Below are 21,481 nucleotides of genomic sequence, written 5' to 3' on the forward strand. Positions count from 1 at the left end.
AGCACAAACATAATGGCAAAAGATATAAAATTTGATATTGAAGCACGTGATGGATTAAAACGTGGTGTTGATGCATTGGCTAATGCAGTAAAAGTAACTTTAGGACCAAAAGGAAGAAATGTAATCATTTCAAAATCGTTTGGTGGACCAACGGTTACTAAAGATGGTGTTTCAGTTGCAAAAGAAGTAGAATTGAAAGATCCTTTAGAAAACATGGGTGCGCAAATGGTTAAAGAAGTTGCCTCAAAAACTAATGATTTAGCAGGTGATGGAACTACAACAGCAACCGTTTTAGCACAAGCAATAGTAAAAGAAGGGTTAAAAAACGTTGCTGCTGGTGCAAACCCAATGGATTTAAAACGTGGAATTGACAAAGCAGTAGAAGCTATTGTTGCTGATTTAGGCAAACAAGCCAAAGAAGTTGGAAGTTCATCTGATAAGATTAAACAAGTTGCCTCAATTTCAGCTAACAATGATGATGTTATTGGTGATTTAATTGCTACCGCATTTGGAAAAGTTGGTAAAGAAGGTGTAATTACTGTTGAAGAAGCAAAAGGAACTGATACTTACGTTGATGTTGTAGAAGGAATGCAATTTGACAGAGGTTATTTATCACCATACTTTGTTACTAATCCAGAGAAAATGAATGTTGAGCTTGAAAATCCATACATTTTATTGTATGATAAAAAAGTTTCTTCATTAAAAGAATTACTACCAGTTTTAGAACCAGTAGCACAATCAGGAAAACCGTTAGTGATTATAGCGGAAGATGTTGACGGTGAAGCATTATCAACATTGGTAGTAAATAAATTACGTGGTGCATTAAAGATTGCTGCGGTAAAAGCTCCAGGATTTGGCGATAGAAGAAAAGCTATGTTAGAAGATATTGCAATCCTAACTGGCGGAACTGTGATTTCTGAAGAAAGTGGTTATACTTTAGAAAACGCTACTTTAGACATGCTAGGAACAGCAGAAAAAGTAACTATTGATAAAGATAACACAACCGTTGTTAATGGTGCAGGAAGTGCTGATTTGATTAAAAACAGAGTAAATCAAATCAAAGCTCAAATGGAAACCACTACATCTGACTATGATAGAGAAAAATTGCAAGAGCGTTTAGCTAAATTAGCTGGTGGTGTTGCTGTTCTTTATGTTGGTGCCGCATCTGAAGTTGAGATGAAAGAGAAAAAAGACAGAGTTGACGATGCATTACATGCAACACGTGCTGCTGTGGAAGAAGGAATTGTCGCTGGTGGCGGCGTTGCATTATTAAGAGCTAAAAAAGCATTGGATAAAGTAAAAGCTGATAATGCAGATGAAGCAACAGGAATTCAAATTGTATCAAGAGCTATCGAATCTCCATTAAGAACAATTGTTGAAAATGCTGGATTAGAAGGTTCAGTTGTAGTTGCAAAAGTTGCTGAAGGAAAAGACAATTATGGCTACAATGCAAAAACAGATGAGTACGTTGATATGCTTAAAGCTGGAATTATTGATCCTAAAAAAGTAACTCGTGTAGCATTAGAAAACGCTGCTTCAGTTTCTGGAATGATACTTACAACCGAATGTGCATTAATTGACATTAAAGAAGAAAATGCTGGTGTAGGAATGCCAATGGGTGGAGGAATGCCAGGAATGATGTAAATCATGATTAAATAAAAAAACCGCCTCATTAGAGGCGGTTTTTTTATACTGCTTTCTTTTCTTTTTTAAACATTTTCAACAAAACAGGAACAGTTGAAACCAGAATAATTGCAATTATTATTTTCTCGATATGGTGTTTTAAATCCACATTAAATTTTTCTAAAAACAATCCATATAAGTAGTGTCCAGAAAAAATTAACACGAATGACCAAAGAAAAGAACTAACAACGTTATAAAACATGAATTTCTTTTTATCCATTGCTACTATACCTGCTACAATTGGTGCAAATGTTCTGAAAATAGGTAAAAAACGTGCAAAGATTATTGCTTTTCCACCATATTTTTCGAAGAAATCTTTTGACTGAATTAAATATTTTTTCTTAAACCAAAAACTATCTTCTTTTTTGTAAAGATAGTATCCGCTTTTAGAACCAAACCAATATCCAACCATATTCCCAATGATTCCGGCAATAGCCACTAAAGATGCTAAAATTAAAACACTCGTAAATTCGTTATCAAAATTGTAGAACTGATCTATTAATCCAGGATGTTCAATTCCTTTAAGATCAGTATATTTACAAGCATAAATTCCAGATAAAAAAAGCAAACTGTCACCTGGAAGAAAGAATCCAGCAAACAATCCTGTTTCAGCAAAAACAATAAACAACACAATCCAAAGTCCAACTTGGACACCACCAACCGACATATTTATGTAAAATTCAGGGTTTAGTAACTTAATCCATTCTGAAGTGTCCATAGTAAGATTTTAAATTTAAGAGCGTGAATTTAATGATATTTTTTTAGATTTCGTTTATAAATACTATTCGTTAACTATTCTTTAAATAAATCTAAATTTTGAATTAATGAAAGTGAAATAGTATGTCGCATTAAATTAGTTGGACTATTGGAAGTTATGTAATGATTCATATATCCTAACTCAAAACGAATGCTTTTTTGATAATTTATCCCTAAACCAATCAATAATCTATTTTGGTCAACAAATTTTGAGTTTACTTTATTGTCGGCAGTATTCAAAAAGACTTCGTTTTGTAATACAAGATAAATTTCTTCTTTTCCGGATTTTAAGTTAGTTAAATGAAATAAGTTTCTATTCAAATATCTAAATCTGTTTTGAAACTCCATTTCTCTTAACAAAGTATTATCAACATCTAACATTTCAACAAAACGTTGTTCTAATCTAAATCGATGCACCATTTCATTTTGTTTCCAGCTATGATTTAATTGGAATTGTTCCCAATATCTGTTTTCGTTTAAATAATCATCAGCCGTTTTATTATATGTTTTAACTAATGAAAATCCTCCAGCAAGTGATTTTTTGTTTGGTAAAAAATAGATTCCACCTACTCTATACAAATTTTGGATACTTTTACCTAAATCATTATCCATTCTAAATTGGGCTTCAATTTGATAACCCCATTTTTTTGATGCTTTATATTGACCTATATAAGCAAACCAAACTGCTTGGTCTTGTTTTGTTTTTTGTGAAAATCCAAAGAATGAAATTGAAATGAAAACTAAAATGAAAAACTTTTTCAATGGTATTGATTTAAATTAAAAACTCCTTACAAAAGTAAGGAGTTTAAATCATTTATTTTCTTTCATACATGCAACAACCGTGAAGTTTTTGATATTGCTCATCCATTGCTTTAACATCATTAGTATCATGACCAACTTCTGCTATTGCTTTTTGCACATCAAGAATTGAACATTTTTGCTCATTAATAATTAAATGAAGCATATGGTCATCAATATGCCATTCGGCACTTTTTACTCCCGAAACAGAAAAAGCTGCATCTTCAATTCGCTTTTTACACATTTCGCAATTACCATTAACTTCAATGTTATATTTGGCATTTTTATTTTTTTTCTCTTGAGCTTGTGTCGAAAATGATACTAATAGAATCATTATTCCGATAATTATATTTTTCATAATCTGTGTTTTATTATTATTTTATTTTAAATCGTAATCCAGCATAATACATATTACCAAAAACTGGCGCATAGACTATTGATGCATCAAAATTTGTTCCAAATGGATTATCACTTCCTAATATTGCCTTATCTTGTCTGTAATTGCCAATATTTTCTCCTCCAATATACATTTCAAAAGTACTAGAAAAAGTTCTGGTTACTTGAAAATTCATTACAGCAAATGAAGGTGAAAACTCTGGAAATCTATCTTCTTCAGGATTAGAAGCAGTATAAGGTAATTGTTGTTTTCCTAACCAATTAGTAGTAAAATCGAACTTCCATTGTTGTCCTTTGTCTAAAATATGCGTTTCATATTCAACATTTGCAAACAATCTATGTTTGGCTTGCAATGGTCTTTGAAAAGTTCCCGAAAGATAATCAGTAGCAATGTCATAATATTTATATGCCGTTCTTACATTCAAGTGCTTCATTAATTCAATATTGAAATCAAATTGTAAACTATTGGCAAATGATTTTCCTTTTAAGTTATAAAACAATACTTGCTGTGGAGAATTCATTACATCTACAACTGCTTGATTTTGAAAATCAGTTCTATAGAAATCTAAAGTTACATCGGCATTTTTGGAAAATATTTTGAATTTCTGTGTAAAACTTACACCATAATTCCATGCAATTTCAGGATTTAATCCATAAATTTTTCCGTTTGTATCCAAAACTGAAAATTGTCTTGAGCTAGCAAAAAGTGTTTGATTTTCTGCAAAAATATTAGCTGCACGCTTTCCTCTTCCTGCTGACAAACGCAAAACACTATTTTTAAGAACATTATATTTCACGTGCAATCTTGGAGTAAAAAAAGCACCTAATCGGTTATGATTGTCTATTCTACCTCCAAGAATATAACTGAATTTATCATTATCATCATAGGTATATTCAAAGAATGCTCCAACTGAATTGTCCATTCTGCTAACATCATTTAAATTCACAAATTCTGTATAATTATCTAGTGCAAAATTTAAACCCGTTGAGAATTTATTTCTTGTGTTACTTATTATTGAATTGAAAATTAAATTTGAATAGAAACTTTGTTGCTTAATGTCATATTGATTCAATCCATAATATGATTGTTGATTATGCCATGTAAAAGCATTTTGAAAACCAATACTTTGAAAAGGCAAATCTTTGAATACATAACCAATTTTTGAAGCCAAATCTAGACGTTCAGTATTAATTTCTGAACCCCAATGATTTGTAGTCAATTTATCTCTATCTGGATCAAAATGCATTTCTCCAGACAACTTCTCATCGTGCATAAATCGGGCATTCAAAAAAGAAACCCAACCCGTTTCTTGATTAGAATACTGCCAACGATTAGTTACGTTTAATTGTTTGCCTTTTGGATTATCTAAGAAACCATCATTGTTCATATCGTTTTCTCCAAAACGACCATTCCCATGAACCAATAAACTAGTTGCCCATTTATCGTTTAACTTTTTATTAAAATGAGTATTAAGTTCAAATCGGCTACTGTTATCTCCATAAGCATTTAGAAAAAATGGAATATCATCCATTGGTTTTAATAATTCGGTATTGATTTGTCCCGAAATACTTTCGTAGCCATTAACAACACTTCCTGCGCCTTTCGTAATTTGAATGCTTTCAACCCAAGTTCCTGGTGTGAAAGACATTCCATAAGCTTGTGATGCGCCACGAACTGAAGGAATGTTTTCTTCAGTAATCATAATGTATGGACTTGTTAATCCTAACATTTTAATTTGCTTCGTTCCAGTCAAAGCGTCCGAGAAATTCACATCAATTGATGGATTGGTTTCAAAACTTTCGGCCAAATTACAACACGCTGCTTTTAGTAACTCTTTACTAGTAACCAATGTTGTGTTTGAAGTTCCTTTTAAGGATTTTGTTATTCCTTTTTTTGTTGCTTTAACTTTAACTTCTTCAAGCTCTTCTTGTGAAAATGAATAAGTGAAAAACAACAAAGCAAAGAATAGAAATGTTTTTTTCATTAGTGTAATTTTAATTTATTTATATTCTAAAAAGATTCTATAAAAAAATTAAAATTATGAGTAAAATGTGTATTGACAGTAGAGTTTGTATAATGGCGGCGCATTAGCATCGCAGTTGTAAACAATCTTGTCATTGGATTTTTTTGAAGCAATTTGATTGATTTCTAAAGGAGTAAACCCGTTGAAAACAAGAATAAAATTAGTATCGAATGAAATTTTAACCAGTACTTTTTCGATGTCGTCTTTTAGGTTTACTTCTTTATCTGAACAACATTTTTTATGAGTAGTTTCTAATTTTGCGCAACATGGTTTTTCAACTTCAACCGGCATTTTACAAACTTCTTCTTTTGAAAAAACTGAAGTTACAGAAGCTATTTTTCCTTCACAAAAATGTACATTAAAAGCCAGTCCAGAATTGGAAATCAATACCAGAAATGCTATTAAAACACTTAGTTGTTTTTTGAAAATCATAGCGCAAAGATACTATAAGTTGATTTTTAAGTTCTTAATTTATAATTAATTTTTTCAAATTTCTATTTCTTGTCCCATTAAAGGAATAGAACATTCAATGCCAAGTTTTTCTTTTATTTTTATACGAAGTTCATCTGCAGGCTGATTTTCGCCATGAACAAGAAATACTTTTTGTGGTTTAGTTTCTAAATCTGATAACCAATTTATTAAATCATTTTGGTCGCCATGAGCCGAAAGACCTTCTATTTCTAAAATTTTAGCATTCACAGAATAATATTTTCCATAAATCTTAATTTCATTTGCACCTTCCAATAATTTTCTGCCTCGCGTTCCTTCTGCTTGATAGCCAACAATAATCACAGAAGTTTCAGGTTTTCCAATATATTCTTCCATGTAACTCAAAATTCTTCCTCCAGTAATCATTCCGCTTGCAGCTATTACAACTTTTGGTTTTGGATTATAAATTGTATCGATGGTTTCCTTATAGTCGGAAATAAAAGTAAAAATTTTACACATTTCTTCACACTCATAAGCATTTAACTTGTGCCAAGAAGTGTTTTTTTGAAAAACATCCAATACATTTATTCCCATTGGCGTATCAATTATCAATGGAATATCAGGCAATTTTTGTTCTTTTTTTAGTTGCCATAACAAAAACATCAATGTTTGTACTCTTTCAACAGCAAAACTTGGAATCAAAACAGTTCCGTGATTATGATATGTGTTATTGATAAACATTTCTAAAAATAGTTTCGTGTCTTCTGTTGGATGAATTCTATTGCCGTAAGTGCTTTCTAAAAATACATAATCAGCTTTTTTAGGTTTAGTTGGCGGATACATCAATACATCATTATCTCTTCCAATATCGCCTGAAAAAACTAAAATTTTGTTCTCAAGTTTTAGCTCTATGGAACAAGCGCCAATAATGTGGCCTGCATTTTTGAAAACTGCAGAAATTTCAGTATCTAGATTTATTTCTTCATTTTCTTTAATAATTCTAAAATGAGGAAAAACTTTTTCTGCTTGACTTACATCATATAAAGGTTCAGCTAGATCATGTTTTGAATACTTTTCTTCATTTGCCTTTTCGGCTTCTTCTTCCTGAATTTTGGCACTATCTAATAAAATTAATTTTGAAATTGCAGCTGTTGGACTTGTACAATATACTTTTCCAGAAAACCCTTGATTGACTAATCTTGGCAACCAACCGCAATGATCAAGATGACCATGAGTTAACAAAACAAAATCAATAGTTGAAGGCAAAATTGGCAATGGTTCCCAATTGAGTTCGCGCAAAGGTTTTATTCCCTGAAATAAACCACAATCTATTAGAATTCTTATTCCATTACTTTCAATTAATGTTTTTGAACCAGTAACTCTTCCTGCTCCACCAATAAATTTTATTTTCATTTTAAATATAATTACAAAGTTCTGTTGCTTCTCTTAAAATATTTACACTACGCTTTTGACTGATTCCAATTTTACTCAACAAATCAGGAGTTTTTATTAAATGTGAAACTAAGATTAGACCTAATTCTAACAATTTACTTTTTTCAGCAGAAGAAATGGTTGTCAAACACGTTATTGGATACAAACCATCACGATCAACTTTTTTTCTTAAACAGTTTTCAGCAGGATAATCCCAGCTTAATAATTGTAATCCTGAGCAAGTTCCAAATGCAATTGCATCCGATGTAAATCTGTTATTTGTAACTATTATGCATTTTGAAACTTCATCATTATTGGAAAAAATTGAATGTTTTTGACTTTTTAAATCATTAAACCTCGACAAAATATACATGGGAACTTTAACATCTGTGACTTTATCGTTTGTACTATGAAATTTGCATTCAATAATTGAAATCAGGTCATCCTTTTTAATTACAACATCAATTTCGTGAGAAATACATTTTCCATTCAAAAAAAGGTTTGTTTTTGATGAATAACCTTCCGAAGAAAATAATTCTGCAATAAATTTTTCGAAATAAAAACCTGCTGGTCCAAGTTGTTGAATAGCTGTTCTCAAATTATATCTTGCTGCATGAGATTTTGCAGATTTTTTTAATAATGAAAAGGCAAGTTTATAAATTTTTCTTGTTGAAATTCCTTCATAAAGTTGACTTTCTATTTGTGCCAATACTTTCTCAACTGTTTCAATACTTGCACCAGATTTTAAGAGCGAATGCTTTAGTTTTTGAATATTAAAATCGACAACTTGACCAGATTGTTTGATAATTTTCATCCTCAGTATTTATATACTAAAGTTACAAAAATTAATCTTGTTTAGTTATTTTTTGATAATAAAAAGCTGGAATAAAAAGCAGTATAAAAATTGGTTGAATTAAAAATCGTCTGATGTAGAACAAGGTCATTTTGCTTTCTTCGGCAAAAAAAGTAAGCACAAAAAAGAAACTTATTAATAGAATTGAACCCAAAACCATAAAAAGAAAGATTGAAAACTTCACTATTTTTCTATCATCAAAAAGAACATAAAGTAATCCAAGCGAAATAATCATGTTCAAATAAAACCGAAACCCTAAGCTGAAAAAAAGTTTAAAAATATTGAATTTTGGAAAAGGTGAATTAGCATATTCACTTTTAAAATAATTTAAAAACGGGTCGTAAAACAATTGGTTTTCAAACACTCTAATCAATACTAAAAGTAAAATTAGAATTGAAGAATAGATAACTTTTGACTTGTTATTTTTTAGAAACTCTAGCATAAGAAGAATAGTTATTAACCCAAATTACCCATAAAAGAAAAACAACACCATAAATTACCAAAGGAAAAACCACTCCATGCAAAAAATGTTCATACTCTGGAAATGAATACAAAGCAACACTCAAAAGAGCAATTCTCAAGACGTTTAAGACATGAATTACAACCAAACCCAAAAGAATAAAAACGATAGTGTTTTTGAATTTTCCGCTAAAAGCAATCACAAAAGCAACAAATAAAATCATCACACTCAATCCATTACAACCTTCAATAATTCTGGAAATGTATTTGTTTTTATAATACAACTTAACACTTGGTTCAGTAAGATGTGGCATTGTATAGGATTGGTCGTCAAACAATGATAAGACTAATTCTGTTTGCTTTGCAACACTGTTAGTAAAACCATCAATTTCGGCATTTTTTACATCAAATTGATTTAGATAAGTTTGGTAAATCAAGGTTAAAATCAAATAACTTAAAAAAAACTTGCCTAAAAATAGAAGAAATGGTTTGTATTGAAGAAGTAGTTTTTTCAAAGCTGAATTTTTAACAAATTTATATAAAATATAATCGCTTCTTTAAATACTTTTGCATAAAATTTGAAAAATGAAATTAGAAAATTTAAAACCGCAAGTAGTAACAATACTAACTGAAAACGGAATTAACAGAGACACGAAACTTAAAAATCTTTGCCAATTTTTATCCGATTCGGTTTCTTATTACAATTGGGTTGGGTTTTATTTTGCAAATCATGATTCAAAAACACTACATCTTGGACCATATGTTGGTGCAGAAACCGACCATACTGTAATTCCTTTCGGAAAAGGAATTTGCGGACAAGTTGCTGAGTCAAATGCAAACTTTGTTGTTCCTGATGTTTCTGCTCAAGATAATTATATCGCTTGCAGTTTTACGGTTAAATCTGAAATTGTAGTTCCACTTTTTGTTGATGGCAAAAATATTGGTCAAATTGACATTGATAGTCATGTAATTGATCCATTTACTGAAGCCGACGAACGCTTTTTAGAATTCGTTAATCAAGAAGTTGCAAAATTATTTTAAACATCATTTCTGCTTCATTCCTTTGTCTATATTTGATGCGTTTTTTAATTAATCTTTATTAAACATAAAAATGCATTTTAATGTTCCTTTTTTAGAATTACCTTTTTTCGCTAACCTCCTAATTTTATTAGTGCTAGCAAGATTTTTTGGCGAAATAATGGAACGTTTCAAACAACCTGCTTTAATTGGAGAAATTATAGCTGGTGTCATTCTTGGACCAACCATTTTAAATTTCATTCATAGAACCGAAGAATTAAAAGTAATTTCAGAACTTGGTGTATTCTTATTAATCATTTTAGCAGGACTCGAAATTAATTTTGAAGGAATCGTCAAATCACTAAAAGGTAGAAATATTGTTATTTCTCTTTCTGCCTTTTTTATCCCATTCTTTTCAGGTGTTTTTCTTGGAAAATTTTTCGAGTTAGACATTATGGCAACCATTTTTGTTGGTTTGTGTATTGCAATAACAGCATTGCCTGTAAGCATCCGAATTCTTATGGATTTTGGAAAACTTAATAGCACATTGGGACAAAAAATTATCTCTGTTGCCATTTTTGATGATATTCTAGCGCTATCAATACTTGGGATTATTTTAGATTTAAAAGATGAAGAACTATCATTTATAAACATTGGAAAAACTGTATTTTTTACACTTTTAAAACTAACTTTCTTTGTGCTCTTGATTATTGCTTTTTATAAATTAATTGAACGTTTTTCGAGAAAGGAAAATTTCATAGAAGATAAGTTGAACAAAATTTTGAATTTTTTAAAAGGAAAAGAATCCTTGTTTGCTATTTTCTTTGTTTTTGTTTTAATATTTGCTACAATCACCGAAAGTATTGGTTTGCATTTTATCATTGGAGCTTTTTTTGCATCAATGTTAATTTCCAAAGAGTTAGTTGGAGAAAAACATCTAAACACAATTCACAATACTACAAACGGAATGGCAATGGGGTTTCTTGCTCCTATTTTCTTTGCAGGAATTGGACTTGAATTTCAGTTTTCATCCATTCATAATTATCCATTATTGATACTAATAATTGTTGTTTCATTTGCCTCGAAAATAATTGGCGGATATTTTGGAAGTAGAATTGCACGACAAGATAAAAAAACTGCTTTAGCAATTGGAATTGGTTTGAATGCTCGCGGAATTATGGAATTAGTTATTGCAAACATTGCCTTTAAGGCAGGAATTATTTCATTGGAAATATTTTCAATGTTAGTTATAATGGGAGTTTTCACAACAATATGCACTCCTTTTTTATTGAAAAGAGCATTTTTACTGGTTGAAAAATAGTTTTGCTTTTAAAATTTGGTGAAATATTTTTTCATAATTAGTAGTCATAATTGACAAATATTTTTACCTTTGCAACCGAATTAGGAAAATCCAAATTCATACATAATAATCATTTTAATAATATTTGCATGTACTTAAGTAAAGAAACAAAAGCAGAAATCTTCGCTAAACACGGAGGAAAAGCAGAAAACACAGGATCTGCAGAAGGACAAATCGCATTGTTCACATTTAGAATTAACCATTTAACTGGTCACTTAAAAGCGAATCGTCACGATTACAACACTGAGCGTTCGTTAGTAAAGTTAGTAGGTAAAAGAAGAAGCTTACTTGACTATTTAAAGAAAAAAGATATCAACAGATATCGTGAGATTATCAAAGAATTGAATATTAGAAAATAATCAATAATAAAGAGGTGCGAAAGTGCCTCTTTTTGTTTTTAAAATAAATAAAAGAAAAGTTTCGGTTTTTCATTGGGTTACAAACAACTACAACAACAACACAACTAACCTAATTGTTTAAAACAGAATTAAATTTTATGATTCCAAAAGTAACCCAAGAAACCATCAATTTAGGCGATGGTAGAACGATTACCATCGAAACAGGCAAATTAGCCAAACAAGCAGATGGTTCAGTAGTAGTTAGATGTGGTGATACAATGTTGTTAGCAACAGCTGTATCTGCTAGAACAGCAAATCCAGGAGTAGATTTTTTACCTTTAACAGTAGATTATCGTGAAAAATTTGCAGCAGCTGGTAGATTTCCAGGTGGATTTTTCAAAAGAGAAGCGCGTCCAAGCGATAGTGAAGTATTAACAATGCGTCTTGTTGACCGTGTTTTACGTCCACTTTTCCCAGATGATTATCACGCTGAAACGCAAGTAATGATTCAGTTAATGAGTCACGATGAAGAAGTTATGCCTGATGCATTAGCAGGTTTAGCTGCATCGGCAGCTTTGGCTGTTTCTGACATTCCATTTTACAATTTAATTTCAGAAGTACGTGTTGCACGTATTGATGGAAAATTTGTAATCAACCCAAGCAGAACTGAATTAGAATTATCAGACATCGACATGATGATTGGTGCTTCAATGGATTCTGTTGCCATGGTTGAAGGAGAAATGAAAGAGATTTCAGAAGCAGAAATGGTTGAAGCAATTAAATTTGCACACGAAGCTATTAAAGTTCAAATTCAAGCACAAGAACGTTTAAGAGCAGCAGTTGGTTCGCCAGCATACAGAGAATATGAAGGAGAAGTTGAAGACGAAACTGTTTATGCAAAAATAAAAGCAGCTTCTTATGATAAATATTATGCAATTGCTCAAGAAGCTTCAGCAAAAAGTGAAAGAGGCGAAAAATTTGCAGTAGTTAAAGAAGAAGTAAAAGCTTTATACACTGAAGAAGAATATGCTGAAAATGCAGATTTAGCTGAATTAGTTTCTAAATACAACTACAAAACTCAAAAAGAAGCTGTTCGTAACGTAATCCTTGAAAAAGGAATTCGTTTAGATGGAAGAAAAACTACTGAAATCAGACCAATTTGGTGTGAAGTTGATTATTTGCCAAGAGTTCACGGTTCATCTCTATTTACTCGTGGAGAAACTCAAGCTTTAGCAACTGTAACTTTAGGAACTTCTAGAGAAGCAAATCAAATTGACTCGCCTAGCGAACAAGGTGAAGAAAAATTTTATTTACACTATAATTTCCCCCCATTTTCAACTGGAGAAGCTAAACCTTTAAGAGGAACTTCAAGAAGAGAAGTTGGTCATGGAAACTTGGCACAACGTGCATTAAAAAATATGATTCCTGCTGATTGTCCATATACAATACGAATAGTTTCTGAAGTATTAGAATCAAATGGTTCTTCTTCAATGGCTACTGTTTGTGCTGGAACAATGGCTTTGATGGATTCTGGAGTTCAAATGATGAAACCAGTTTCTGGTATCGCAATGGGATTAATTACTGATGGTTCAAAATTTGCAGTTTTATCAGATATTTTAGGTGATGAAGATCATTTAGGTGATATGGATTTTAAAGTCACTGGAACTGCTGATGGAATTACTGCTTGTCAAATGGACATTAAAATTGACGGATTGCGTTATGATATCATGGAGCAAGCTTTAGACCAAGCTCGTGAAGGACGTTTGCATATTTTAGGCAAACTTACTGAAACAATAGCTGCACCTAGAAATGATGTTAAAAAACATGCTCCAAAAATCATTACAAGAACAATTCCTGGTGCTTTCATTGGTGCATTAATTGGACCAGGTGGAAAAGTGATTCAAGAATTACAAAAAGCTACAGGAACAACTATTGTTATTAATGAAGTTGATGAACAAGGAGTTGTTGAAATATTAGGTACAGATCCAGATGGAATTGCAAAAGTTTTAGCAAAAATAGACTCTATTGTTTTCAAACCAGAAGTTGGTGAAGCATATGAAGTAAAAGTAATTAAAATGCTTGATTTTGGTGCAGTAGTAGAATACACAAAAGCTCCAGGAAACGAAGTATTACTTCACGTTTCAGAACTTGCTTGGGAAAGAACAGAAAATGTTGCCGATGTTGTAAAAATGGGTGATGTATTTATGGTGAAATACCTTGGCGTTGACCCAAAAACTAGAAAAGAAAAAGTTTCTAGAAAACAACTTTTACCTCGTCCACCAAGAGAAGAGAAAAAAGACGCTCCAAAAGGTTAGTAAACTAGTATTATTAATTCATTATAAAACTCCAATTTTAATAGATTGGAGTTTTTTTTTATTTAATAAGGCAACCTTTTCATGTTTTGTGTACTATTATTTATAAAAACCTTAAATCATGAAAAAAATAAAACACATTTTAATAACTTTTTTAATTCTATTTTTATCGATTAATTGTTCTCGCGATAAAGCGGATGATTCCTATTTATATGATCAAGATGAAGATTGTGTATTTGGAGTTGCGACTTGTTGTGATATTGATGGCAGAATATTAGTAAAAACTAATACATCTTATATTTATACAAATTCTACCAGTTTTGATTATTCAACAATGGAATGGGAAGTTATATCTGGAGATATATCAATAGTTGACGGACAAAACACAAATGAAGCAACAATTCACTTTGGAAATAATTTTATAACAGGAGTAATAAGAACAAAAACTACAGGAATTGAAGGTTCATATTGTGAAAATACGCTTGAAATTAATAAATTATAATTAATGTTTTAGACATTTAGCAAATTGACTTTAGAAGAAATAATTAATGGTTGTAAAAAAAATAATCTAGTGCATCAAAAAGCACTATATGATATTTATGCAAACCAATTATTCAATCTTAGTTTAAAATATTGTAATTCATTTAACGATGCGGAAGATAATTTACATGATTCATTTTTAGAAATTTACTCTAACATTTCTAAATATAAAAATAGAGGAAGTTTTGAAGGATGGATGAAAAAAATTACAATAAATAAAGCCATTTCTAAATTCAAGCAAACAATCAAAAACTATCCGATTGAAAATGGAATATTTAAAGTAATGGATGAAGAAATAACTTTATCCAATTTAGAAATATCTCTTGATTCATTACTACAATTTATTCAAGAACTACCAAATCAATATCGATTGGTTTTTAACCTTTATGAACTTGATGATTATTCTCATAGTGAAATAGCAAAATTGCTTTCAATCTCCGAAGGAACTTCGAAATCAAATTTACATAAAGCAAAAGCAATCTTAAAAAATAAAATTTTAGAATTCAATCAAAAACAAGTTATAAATGGAATCTAAAAATGATATAGGAAAATTTTATAAAACTAATTTGGAAAAATTAGATAATATTCCATCCAAAAAAGTCTGGGAAAATATTGAACTTGAATTGAAGAAAAAGAAAGAAAGAAGAATTATTCTCTTTTGGTTTTGGTTTACACCTCTATTTCTAATTTTTATAGTCTTTTCGACCAAAACTTACTTGAATTTCAATTCATCAAAAAAAGAAAATCAGGTTGATACTAATAATTCAACTTTAAAAACCATAGATATTGATTATAATGAGAACAATATTAATTCAAATACTATTGAAAATTATTCAGTAACCGAAAATAACAACTCAATTGATAAAGATTCTATCGAAAATGCTCAAAATAAAAAAACCAATCAGGAAAGTTTTAAAAATAATAACAGCGCCAAAAAATCAAAAAAAAATAGAGAAACTAATTCAACGAAAAATAATAAATCAAAAAAACATATTTCAAAATCATTAATTTCTTCTGTAAATAACAAAAACACGTTTTTTTCAACCAACAATTCAATTAATAATGAAATAAAAGAAGAAATTAATATTAATGAAAATCAAGAAGAAACAAAATTAGATTTAAAAAGCTTTAATAAGTTAGAAGACACCATTACAAAAAAATCAAGTAAAACGGCAATTGATTCTGTTTCTAAAAAGAAAGAGAAAATTAAAAATATAAAAATGTTACCTGAGAATACAACTAAAAAAGACAGTAGTGTTAAATATAGAAAATTTGAAATAGACATCTATGTGTCGCCTACACTTTACAATACTATGGCAAATAAATCTTTTTTAGATAACAGACTTGACAATAATGCTAAAAAATCGAACATTAAATCTAGTTTTGGATTTGGATTAAGTTGTAATTTGTTTGAAAAAATTTCGTTTAGAATTGGATATGGAATCACTAATTATAGCTTAACCACTTCAAATGTACTCATAAATACAACAAACTATTCTTTTATCAATTATAACCCAAACACTTTAAATCAATCAATATACTTAGATTCGAATAATTCTGAAACAATGGAACTAACTCAAGAAATATCATATTCTGAAATTCCATTAGATATTAAATACAACTTGATAAATTCAAAATTTGGGATAAATGGAATTGCAGGTTTTAGTTTTTTAATCCTCAATAAAAATGAAATTTATGCAAAAACTAAAAATGGTTTTGGTCAATTCATTGGAGAAACTTCAAATTTGATGAAAATAAATTTCACAGCTAATCTTGGCTTAGGAATTGACTATAAATTAAACAAAAGATTGAAAATCATTGTGGAACCAATTTTTAACTATCACTTGAACACTTTTGATAGCAAGAATTCTGTAAAACCATATTCTTTTGTAATAAGAACAGGTTTAAGATACAGTTTGAATAACTAATTTCTATATTGATACAAACTTTTGTGTTTTTAAATTTTTCGAAATATAGGTTTGTTCATTTGGCAAGTTTGTTTTTTTTGGAAACTATTTAAATATAAAAATATTATCTTTGGATTTCTATTATCATTAAAAATCCCTAATGAGTACCCACAAAAAACTAAAAGAATTCGCTGCCACAGCAATATGTGGAAACGACATTACTTCATCGTGTTTATATGTTTCAGCCTTAGCCATAATGTATGCAGGACAATATGCTTGGATTTCGCTACTAATAGTTGCAGGAGTTTTATATTTATTCCGAAAAATTTATGGTGAAGCTGTTGGTGCATTACCTCTAAATGGCGGTGCATATAATATTTTATTAAATACAACTTCTAAAAGTAATGCTTCAATCGCTGCTTGTTTAACCATTCTTTCTTATATGGCAACAGCAGTATTATCAGCAAGTGAAGCAATGCATTATCTTCATAGTTTAGTAGATTCAATTTCTGTTTTTTGGGCAACAATTGGTCTTTTGACATTTTTTTTACTGCTAATCATGGCCGGAATAAAAGAATCTTCTAATGTGGCTATTTTTATATTTGTTTTTCATCTAGCATCAATGTTATTCCTTATAGGAAGCGGAATTTGGTTTGCTTATACAAATGATTTTAGCATAATGTCAGTTAATTTCAAACAACCTATAAACGGAAGTATTCCTGTGGCATTGTTTTTAGGTTTTAGTACAGCAATGTTAGGTATTTCAGGTTTTGAAAGTTCAGCAAATTTTGTAGAAGAACAAGACAAAGGTGTTTTTAGAAAAACATTACGAAATATGTGGATTGCTGTCAGTGTTATAAATCCATTAATGGCTTTGGTAATTATCGGTGTAGTTCCTATGATTGAAGTGGGTCAACATCAAGAAACATTACTTTCACATCTTGGAAGTATAACTGGAGGTTCAAATCTTGGAACTTTAATTTCAATAGATGCGGTTTTAGTATTGAGTGGTGCAGTTTTAACCTCTTATGTTGGTGTTTCTGGATTAATGAAACGCATGTCATTAGACAGAATACTACCTCAAGCACTTATAAAAGAAAATAAAAGCGGCAGTTCTCCAAGAATTCTATTTGTATTCTTCTTATTATGTGTATCCGTTTTGTTAATTACAAATGGTGAATTACGACCATTGGCTGGAGTTTACACCATGTCATTTCTTGCAGTAATGGCTTATTTTGGTTTTGGTAATTTCTTGCTAAAAATAAAACGTTCAAAATTACCACGCCCAGAATACGCGCAACCTTATGTAGTAGCAATAGCAATATTTGCAATTATTGTCGCCATTTATGGAAACATAAAATTACACCCTGAATATTTAGTTGTATTTCTTCAATATTTTGTTCCGTCGATTGTATTAATCTTTTTATTATTAAACAGAAAATTTGTTCTTCAATATCTTTTAGTAGTTATAAAAAGCTTTATAGATTCTTTTAAAAAACACGCTCGTATTGGAGAAGTTTTATTAACAAAGAAAATCAACCGTTTAACTCAACAAGAATTTGTTTATTTCTCAAAAGGTGATAATATTTCACAATTGAATAAAGCCATACTTTATGTTGAAGAAAATGAAATAACAAAAAAACTAAAAATTGTAACTATAGTTGATGAAAACAAGCAAGTTTCAGAGGATTTTATGAGCGATTTTAATGCTTTAGATAGAGCATATCCTGAAATCAAGCTTGAATACATTCAATTAGAAGGAAAATTTGGTCCTGATTTAATTGAAGAATTGAGTCAAAAGTGGAAAATCCCAACTAATTTTATGTTTATCAGTTCACCTGGAGATCGATTTTCTTATAGAGTTTCTGAGCTAAATGGTGTTAGATTAATTATGTAGAAAAAAAAATCACTTCAATATTAAAAAATTGTAACTTTTTTGAATCTAATTACGTATAACCACCTGAACGCTTTAAAAAGAAAAGGAAAAATTTAATGAGACAACTCAAAATCACCAAGCAGGTAACTAATCGTGAAACTGCTTCCTTAGACAAATACCTACAAGAAATCGGAAAAGTAGATTTGATTACCGCTGATGAAGAAGTAGAATTAGCACAAAGAATCAAAGCTGGAGATCAACGTGCTTTAGAGAAATTAACAAAAGCTAATTTACGTTTCGTAGTTTCTGTAGCAAAACAGTATCAAAATCAAGGATTAACTTTACCCGATTTAATCAACGAAGGAAATCTTGGTTTGATTAAAGCTGCTCAACGTTTTGATGAAACTCGTGGTTTCAAGTTTATTTCATATGCTGTTTGGTGGATTCGTCAATCTATTCTACAAGCTTTAGCAGAACAATCTCGTATTGTTCGTTTACCATTAAATAAAATTGGTTCTATCAATAAAATCAACAAAATGTACGCTTTATTAGAGCAATCTAACGAACGTCCACCAAGTGCTGAAGAAATTGCGAAAGAACTTGATATGACAGTAAATGATGTAAAAGAATCAATGAAAAATTCTGGTCGTCATTTATCAATGGATGCGCCACTTGTTGAAGGTGAAGATTCTAACTTATACGACGTTTTGCGTTCAGGTGAATCTCCAAATCCAGATAGAGAATTAATTCACGAATCATTGCGTACTGAAATTGAACGCTCTTTAGAAACTTTAACTCCTAGAGAAGCTGATGTTGTTCGTTTATACTTTGGTTTAGGTGACCAACATCCAATGACTTTAGAAGAAATTGGAGAAACTTTTGATTTAACTCGTGAGCGTGTTCGTCAAATTAAAGAAAAAGCAATTCGTAGATTAAAACATACATCTAGAAGTAAAATATTAAAAACATATTTAGGTTAAAACCTAAAAGCGATAACAAACAGTCTGATTAACTGTTCGTTTTTTGATTGATGATTGAAACTCCGGCTGATTACCGGAGTTTTACTTTTTAATCAGAACTTGTTTCAGATTCTTTAAATAAAAATTATCTTTGCAACTACAACTAATTCTGAAATAAATTCAGGATAAACAACATAACAACAACAATGAAAAATACACTTATTGCACCATCAGTTTTAGCTGCTGATTTTGCTAATCTTCAACGCGATATCGAAATGATTAATAACAGCGAAGCTGATTGGTTTCATATTGATATTATGGATGGTGTTTTTGTTCCAAATATTTCTTTTGGAATGCCTGTTTTAGATGCTATTTCGCGTCATGCAAAAAAAACTATCGATGTACATTTAATGATTGTTGATCCTGATAGATATATTACAACTTTTAAAAAATTAGGCGCCGATATTTTAACCGTTCATTACGAAGCTTGTACTCATTTGCACAGAACGTTACAAGCAATAAAAGCAGAAGGAATGAAAGCTGGAGTTGCTTTAAACCCACATACAAATATTGATTTATTGGAAGATGTAATTCAAGATATCGATTTGGTTTGCTTAATGAGTGTAAATCCAGGTTTTGGAGGGCAAAGTTTTATAGAAAACACCTATGCAAAAGTAGAAAAACTAAAAGCAATAATAAAGAGAAAAAATGCTTCAACAAAAATTGAAATTGATGGTGGAGTTACTTCAAAAAACGCAAAACAATTAGTTGATGCTGGTGCTGATGTTTTAGTAGCTGGAAGTTTTGTTTTTAATGCAGAAAACCCAACACAAACAATAGCTAATTTAAAGAATTTGACAAACTTTTAATGCTTATGATTTAGCATTTTTGAGACATTTGCATACAATTCTGGAAATTCATTTTTGAATTGATATGGAGTTTCAAAGTAATGCTCAATAATTACAGAAATAAATTCAAATTGGTTGGTATAAGCATATATTCTAAAATAATTTGAATCAATCAATCGTTGTCTATTTGGCGGGTGATTTACTTCCTTCATAATAGTTTCAAAATGTTTTTTGAAAGAAAGTGAACTAGCATCAGTATTTCTTAAACTATGATGATGAATCACATGACTAAATTCATGTATTCCTAGGTTTAAATTATCATTATCAATCTCATAACCTTCGTAAAAATGTTTCCAAGAAAAAGCAACAGCTTTCATCCTGGGATTAAATTCTCCTTTATGATATTGTTCAGTATGTGTAGATAAATATTCTTCTGGATATATAATTATTTTATCAAAAATATTGACCAAATACTTTCTCATACCAAAAGTTAACATTACATAAGTAGCAGCAATCAAAACTTGTGCTTCTTTATTCATTTGAAAATCACCACGTGGAATAAATTGATATGTTTGATTAAAAACAGCTAATCTGTGGTGAAAATACTTTTTTTGTTTTTCTGAAAGTTTATTATAAAAAGTAAATTTTTGCCTTAAAATAAATTGTTCTTCCTCAGAAATTTTCTTTGGTGATAAATATAAATGAACATACAATGGTCGTTCAAAAAAAGCTATCCAAATATCATCTAGTAAGCTGAGAAAAAAATTAAGAGTATAAGCTATAAAAACTCCAAATAATAATACTCCAAAAAAAACAAGTAAAATAATTTCCATATAATAAATTTGGAGCTTTTAATTGTGACTGCGACAGGAGTCGAACCTGCAACCGTCGGAGCCGAAATCCGATATTCTATCCAGTTGAACTACGCAGCCATAATAAGTTAGAAATCTAATTCAAAACTATGTTAATAGTTTTTTTACGATTCCAGAAATAACTTTTCCTTCTGCTTGTCCGCCAATTTGAGATGAAGCTAATCCCATTACTTTACCCATAGATGCAATTCCTGATGCGCCGGTTTCCGAAATAATTTTTGAAATAATTGCCTCAATTTCAGATTCTGATAATTGTGCTGGAAGAAATTTTTCGATTACTGATATTTGAACCAATTCTGGTTCTGCTAAATCTGGGCGATTTTGTTTAGAGAAAATTTCAGCACTATCTTTTCTCATTTTCACTAATCTCTGCAATATCTTTATTTCATCTGCTTCTGCTAACTCTTCTTTTGAACCAGTAGCAGTTTGTGCTAACAATAATTCAGATTTTATTGCACGTAAAGCTTCTAAAGCAATTGTATCTTTTGATTTCATTGCTTCTTTCATTTCGCTCATTACTTTTGCCGATAAACTCATATTTTTAGTTTTTTAATGTGTATTTTTTTGTGTTGCGAAGTTAAAAAAATAAACCCGAAAATCTCTAGGAAACTTTCGGGTTTTGA

Annotated in this window: 22 protein-coding genes and 1 tRNA gene; 11 read left to right on the top strand and 12 right to left on the bottom strand. The window is 30.2% G+C overall.

Going from position 1 to position 21,481, the window contains the following annotated elements; all coding sequences use genetic code 11:
- Nucleotides 1-12: 12 nt before the first annotated feature.
- A complete protein-coding gene (groL, locus tag RN605_RS07560) occupies nt 13-1,644 on the top strand; it encodes a chaperonin GroEL (protein ID WP_313323765.1) in 1,632 nt (543 codons plus the stop codon).
- Nucleotides 1,645-1,687: 43 nt separating this feature from the next.
- On the opposite strand, the gene RN605_RS07565 is transcribed toward groL, so the two are convergent.
- The 9 genes from RN605_RS07565 to xrtF form a co-directional block, all read right to left on the bottom strand.
- Nucleotides 1,688-2,401 carry a DedA family protein gene (locus tag RN605_RS07565; protein ID WP_313323767.1) on the bottom strand — a complete coding sequence of 238 codons (714 nt, stop codon included), beginning with the start codon at nt 2,399-2,401 and terminating at the stop codon, nt 1,688-1,690.
- Between the two features lie 74 nt (nt 2,402-2,475).
- A complete protein-coding gene (locus tag RN605_RS07570) occupies nt 2,476-3,201 on the bottom strand; it encodes a DUF2490 domain-containing protein (protein ID WP_313323768.1) in 726 nt (241 codons plus the stop codon).
- Between the two features lie 52 nt (nt 3,202-3,253).
- Nucleotides 3,254-3,595: a heavy-metal-associated domain-containing protein gene (locus RN605_RS07575; protein WP_313323769.1), complete on the bottom strand. Its 342-nt coding sequence runs from the start codon at nt 3,593-3,595 to the stop codon at nt 3,254-3,256.
- 16 nt (nt 3,596-3,611) lie between these two features.
- On the bottom strand, nt 3,612-5,618 hold the full coding sequence (locus RN605_RS07580; RefSeq protein WP_313323770.1) for a TonB-dependent receptor plug domain-containing protein: 2,007 nt from the start codon (nt 5,616-5,618) through the stop codon (nt 3,612-3,614).
- A 54-nt stretch (nt 5,619-5,672) separates the two neighbouring features.
- A complete protein-coding gene (locus tag RN605_RS07585) occupies nt 5,673-6,089 on the bottom strand; it encodes an HYC_CC_PP family protein (RefSeq protein ID WP_313323772.1) in 417 nt (138 codons plus the stop codon).
- A 54-nt stretch (nt 6,090-6,143) separates the two neighbouring features.
- Nucleotides 6,144-7,499, bottom strand: coding sequence for an MBL fold metallo-hydrolase (locus RN605_RS07590; protein ID WP_313323774.1), 1,356 nt, complete (start codon nt 7,497-7,499; stop codon nt 6,144-6,146).
- A 1-nt stretch (nt 7,500) separates the two neighbouring features.
- Entirely contained in the window at nt 7,501-8,331 is an 831-nt protein-coding gene (locus tag RN605_RS07595; protein WP_313323776.1) for a restriction endonuclease, read from the bottom strand.
- A gap of 31 nt (nt 8,332-8,362) precedes the next feature.
- On the bottom strand, nt 8,363-8,812 hold the full coding sequence (locus tag RN605_RS07600; RefSeq protein ID WP_313323777.1) for an exosortase F system-associated membrane protein: 450 nt from the start codon (nt 8,810-8,812) through the stop codon (nt 8,363-8,365).
- Nucleotides 8,790-9,344, bottom strand: coding sequence for an exosortase family protein XrtF (xrtF, locus tag RN605_RS07605; RefSeq protein WP_313323779.1), 555 nt, complete (start codon nt 9,342-9,344; stop codon nt 8,790-8,792). Before xrtF ends, RN605_RS07600 begins: the two co-directional genes overlap by 23 nt.
- 70 nt (nt 9,345-9,414) lie before the next feature.
- On the opposite strand from xrtF, the gene RN605_RS07610 reads away from it, so the two are divergent.
- The 10 genes from RN605_RS07610 to rpe all read left to right on the top strand — a co-directional run bounded on the left by RN605_RS07610 (nt 9,415) and on the right by rpe (nt 20,007).
- Nucleotides 9,415-9,870: a GAF domain-containing protein gene (locus RN605_RS07610; protein WP_313323781.1), complete on the top strand. Its 456-nt coding sequence runs from the start codon at nt 9,415-9,417 to the stop codon at nt 9,868-9,870.
- A 70-nt stretch (nt 9,871-9,940) separates the two neighbouring features.
- Nucleotides 9,941-11,167, top strand: a complete 1,227-nt coding sequence (locus RN605_RS07615) for a cation:proton antiporter (protein ID WP_313356332.1) — start codon at nt 9,941-9,943, stop codon at nt 11,165-11,167.
- 128 nt (nt 11,168-11,295) lie between these two features.
- Nucleotides 11,296-11,565 (top strand): 30S ribosomal protein S15, encoded by a 270-nt coding sequence (gene rpsO, locus RN605_RS07620; RefSeq protein ID WP_313323784.1) that lies wholly within the window; start codon nt 11,296-11,298, stop codon nt 11,563-11,565.
- A 137-nt stretch (nt 11,566-11,702) separates the two neighbouring features.
- Nucleotides 11,703-13,859: a polyribonucleotide nucleotidyltransferase gene (locus RN605_RS07625; protein WP_313323786.1), complete on the top strand. Its 2,157-nt coding sequence runs from the start codon at nt 11,703-11,705 to the stop codon at nt 13,857-13,859.
- A gap of 118 nt (nt 13,860-13,977) precedes the next feature.
- A complete protein-coding gene (locus tag RN605_RS07630; RefSeq protein ID WP_313323787.1) occupies nt 13,978-14,358 on the top strand; it encodes a hypothetical protein in 381 nt (126 codons plus the stop codon).
- A gap of 24 nt (nt 14,359-14,382) precedes the next feature.
- Entirely contained in the window at nt 14,383-14,931 is a 549-nt protein-coding gene (locus RN605_RS07635) for an RNA polymerase sigma factor (RefSeq protein WP_313323789.1), read from the top strand.
- Nucleotides 14,921-16,324 carry a hypothetical protein gene (locus RN605_RS07640; RefSeq protein WP_313323791.1) on the top strand — a complete coding sequence of 468 codons (1,404 nt, stop codon included), beginning with the start codon at nt 14,921-14,923 and terminating at the stop codon, nt 16,322-16,324. The genes RN605_RS07635 and RN605_RS07640 overlap by 11 nt, the downstream gene beginning before the upstream one ends.
- A gap of 139 nt (nt 16,325-16,463) precedes the next feature.
- Nucleotides 16,464-18,200 carry an APC family permease gene (locus RN605_RS07645; protein ID WP_313323792.1) on the top strand — a complete coding sequence of 579 codons (1,737 nt, stop codon included), beginning with the start codon at nt 16,464-16,466 and terminating at the stop codon, nt 18,198-18,200.
- 95 nt (nt 18,201-18,295) lie between these two features.
- Nucleotides 18,296-19,159, top strand: a complete 864-nt coding sequence (locus RN605_RS07650) for a sigma-70 family RNA polymerase sigma factor (protein WP_007804760.1) — start codon at nt 18,296-18,298, stop codon at nt 19,157-19,159.
- 185 nt (nt 19,160-19,344) lie between these two features.
- Nucleotides 19,345-20,007: a ribulose-phosphate 3-epimerase gene (rpe, locus tag RN605_RS07655; RefSeq protein WP_313323903.1), complete on the top strand. Its 663-nt coding sequence runs from the start codon at nt 19,345-19,347 to the stop codon at nt 20,005-20,007.
- On the opposite strand, the gene RN605_RS07660 is transcribed toward rpe, so the two are convergent.
- From RN605_RS07660 to RN605_RS07670, 3 genes are all read right to left on the bottom strand, one after another.
- A complete protein-coding gene (locus tag RN605_RS07660; RefSeq protein WP_313323905.1) occupies nt 20,004-20,819 on the bottom strand; it encodes a zinc-dependent peptidase in 816 nt (271 codons plus the stop codon). The genes rpe and RN605_RS07660 overlap by 4 nt on opposite strands.
- A gap of 25 nt (nt 20,820-20,844) precedes the next feature.
- Nucleotides 20,845-20,918, bottom strand: a tRNA-Arg gene (locus RN605_RS07665).
- A 27-nt stretch (nt 20,919-20,945) separates the two neighbouring features.
- Nucleotides 20,946-21,395 (bottom strand): GatB/YqeY domain-containing protein, encoded by a 450-nt coding sequence (locus RN605_RS07670; RefSeq protein WP_313323907.1) that lies wholly within the window; start codon nt 21,393-21,395, stop codon nt 20,946-20,948.
- Between the last annotated feature and the right edge of the window lie 86 nt (nt 21,396-21,481).

Source organism: Flavobacterium sp. PMTSA4 (assembly GCF_032098525.1).
Classification (GTDB): Bacteria; Bacteroidota; Bacteroidia; order Flavobacteriales; family Flavobacteriaceae; genus Flavobacterium; species Flavobacterium capsici.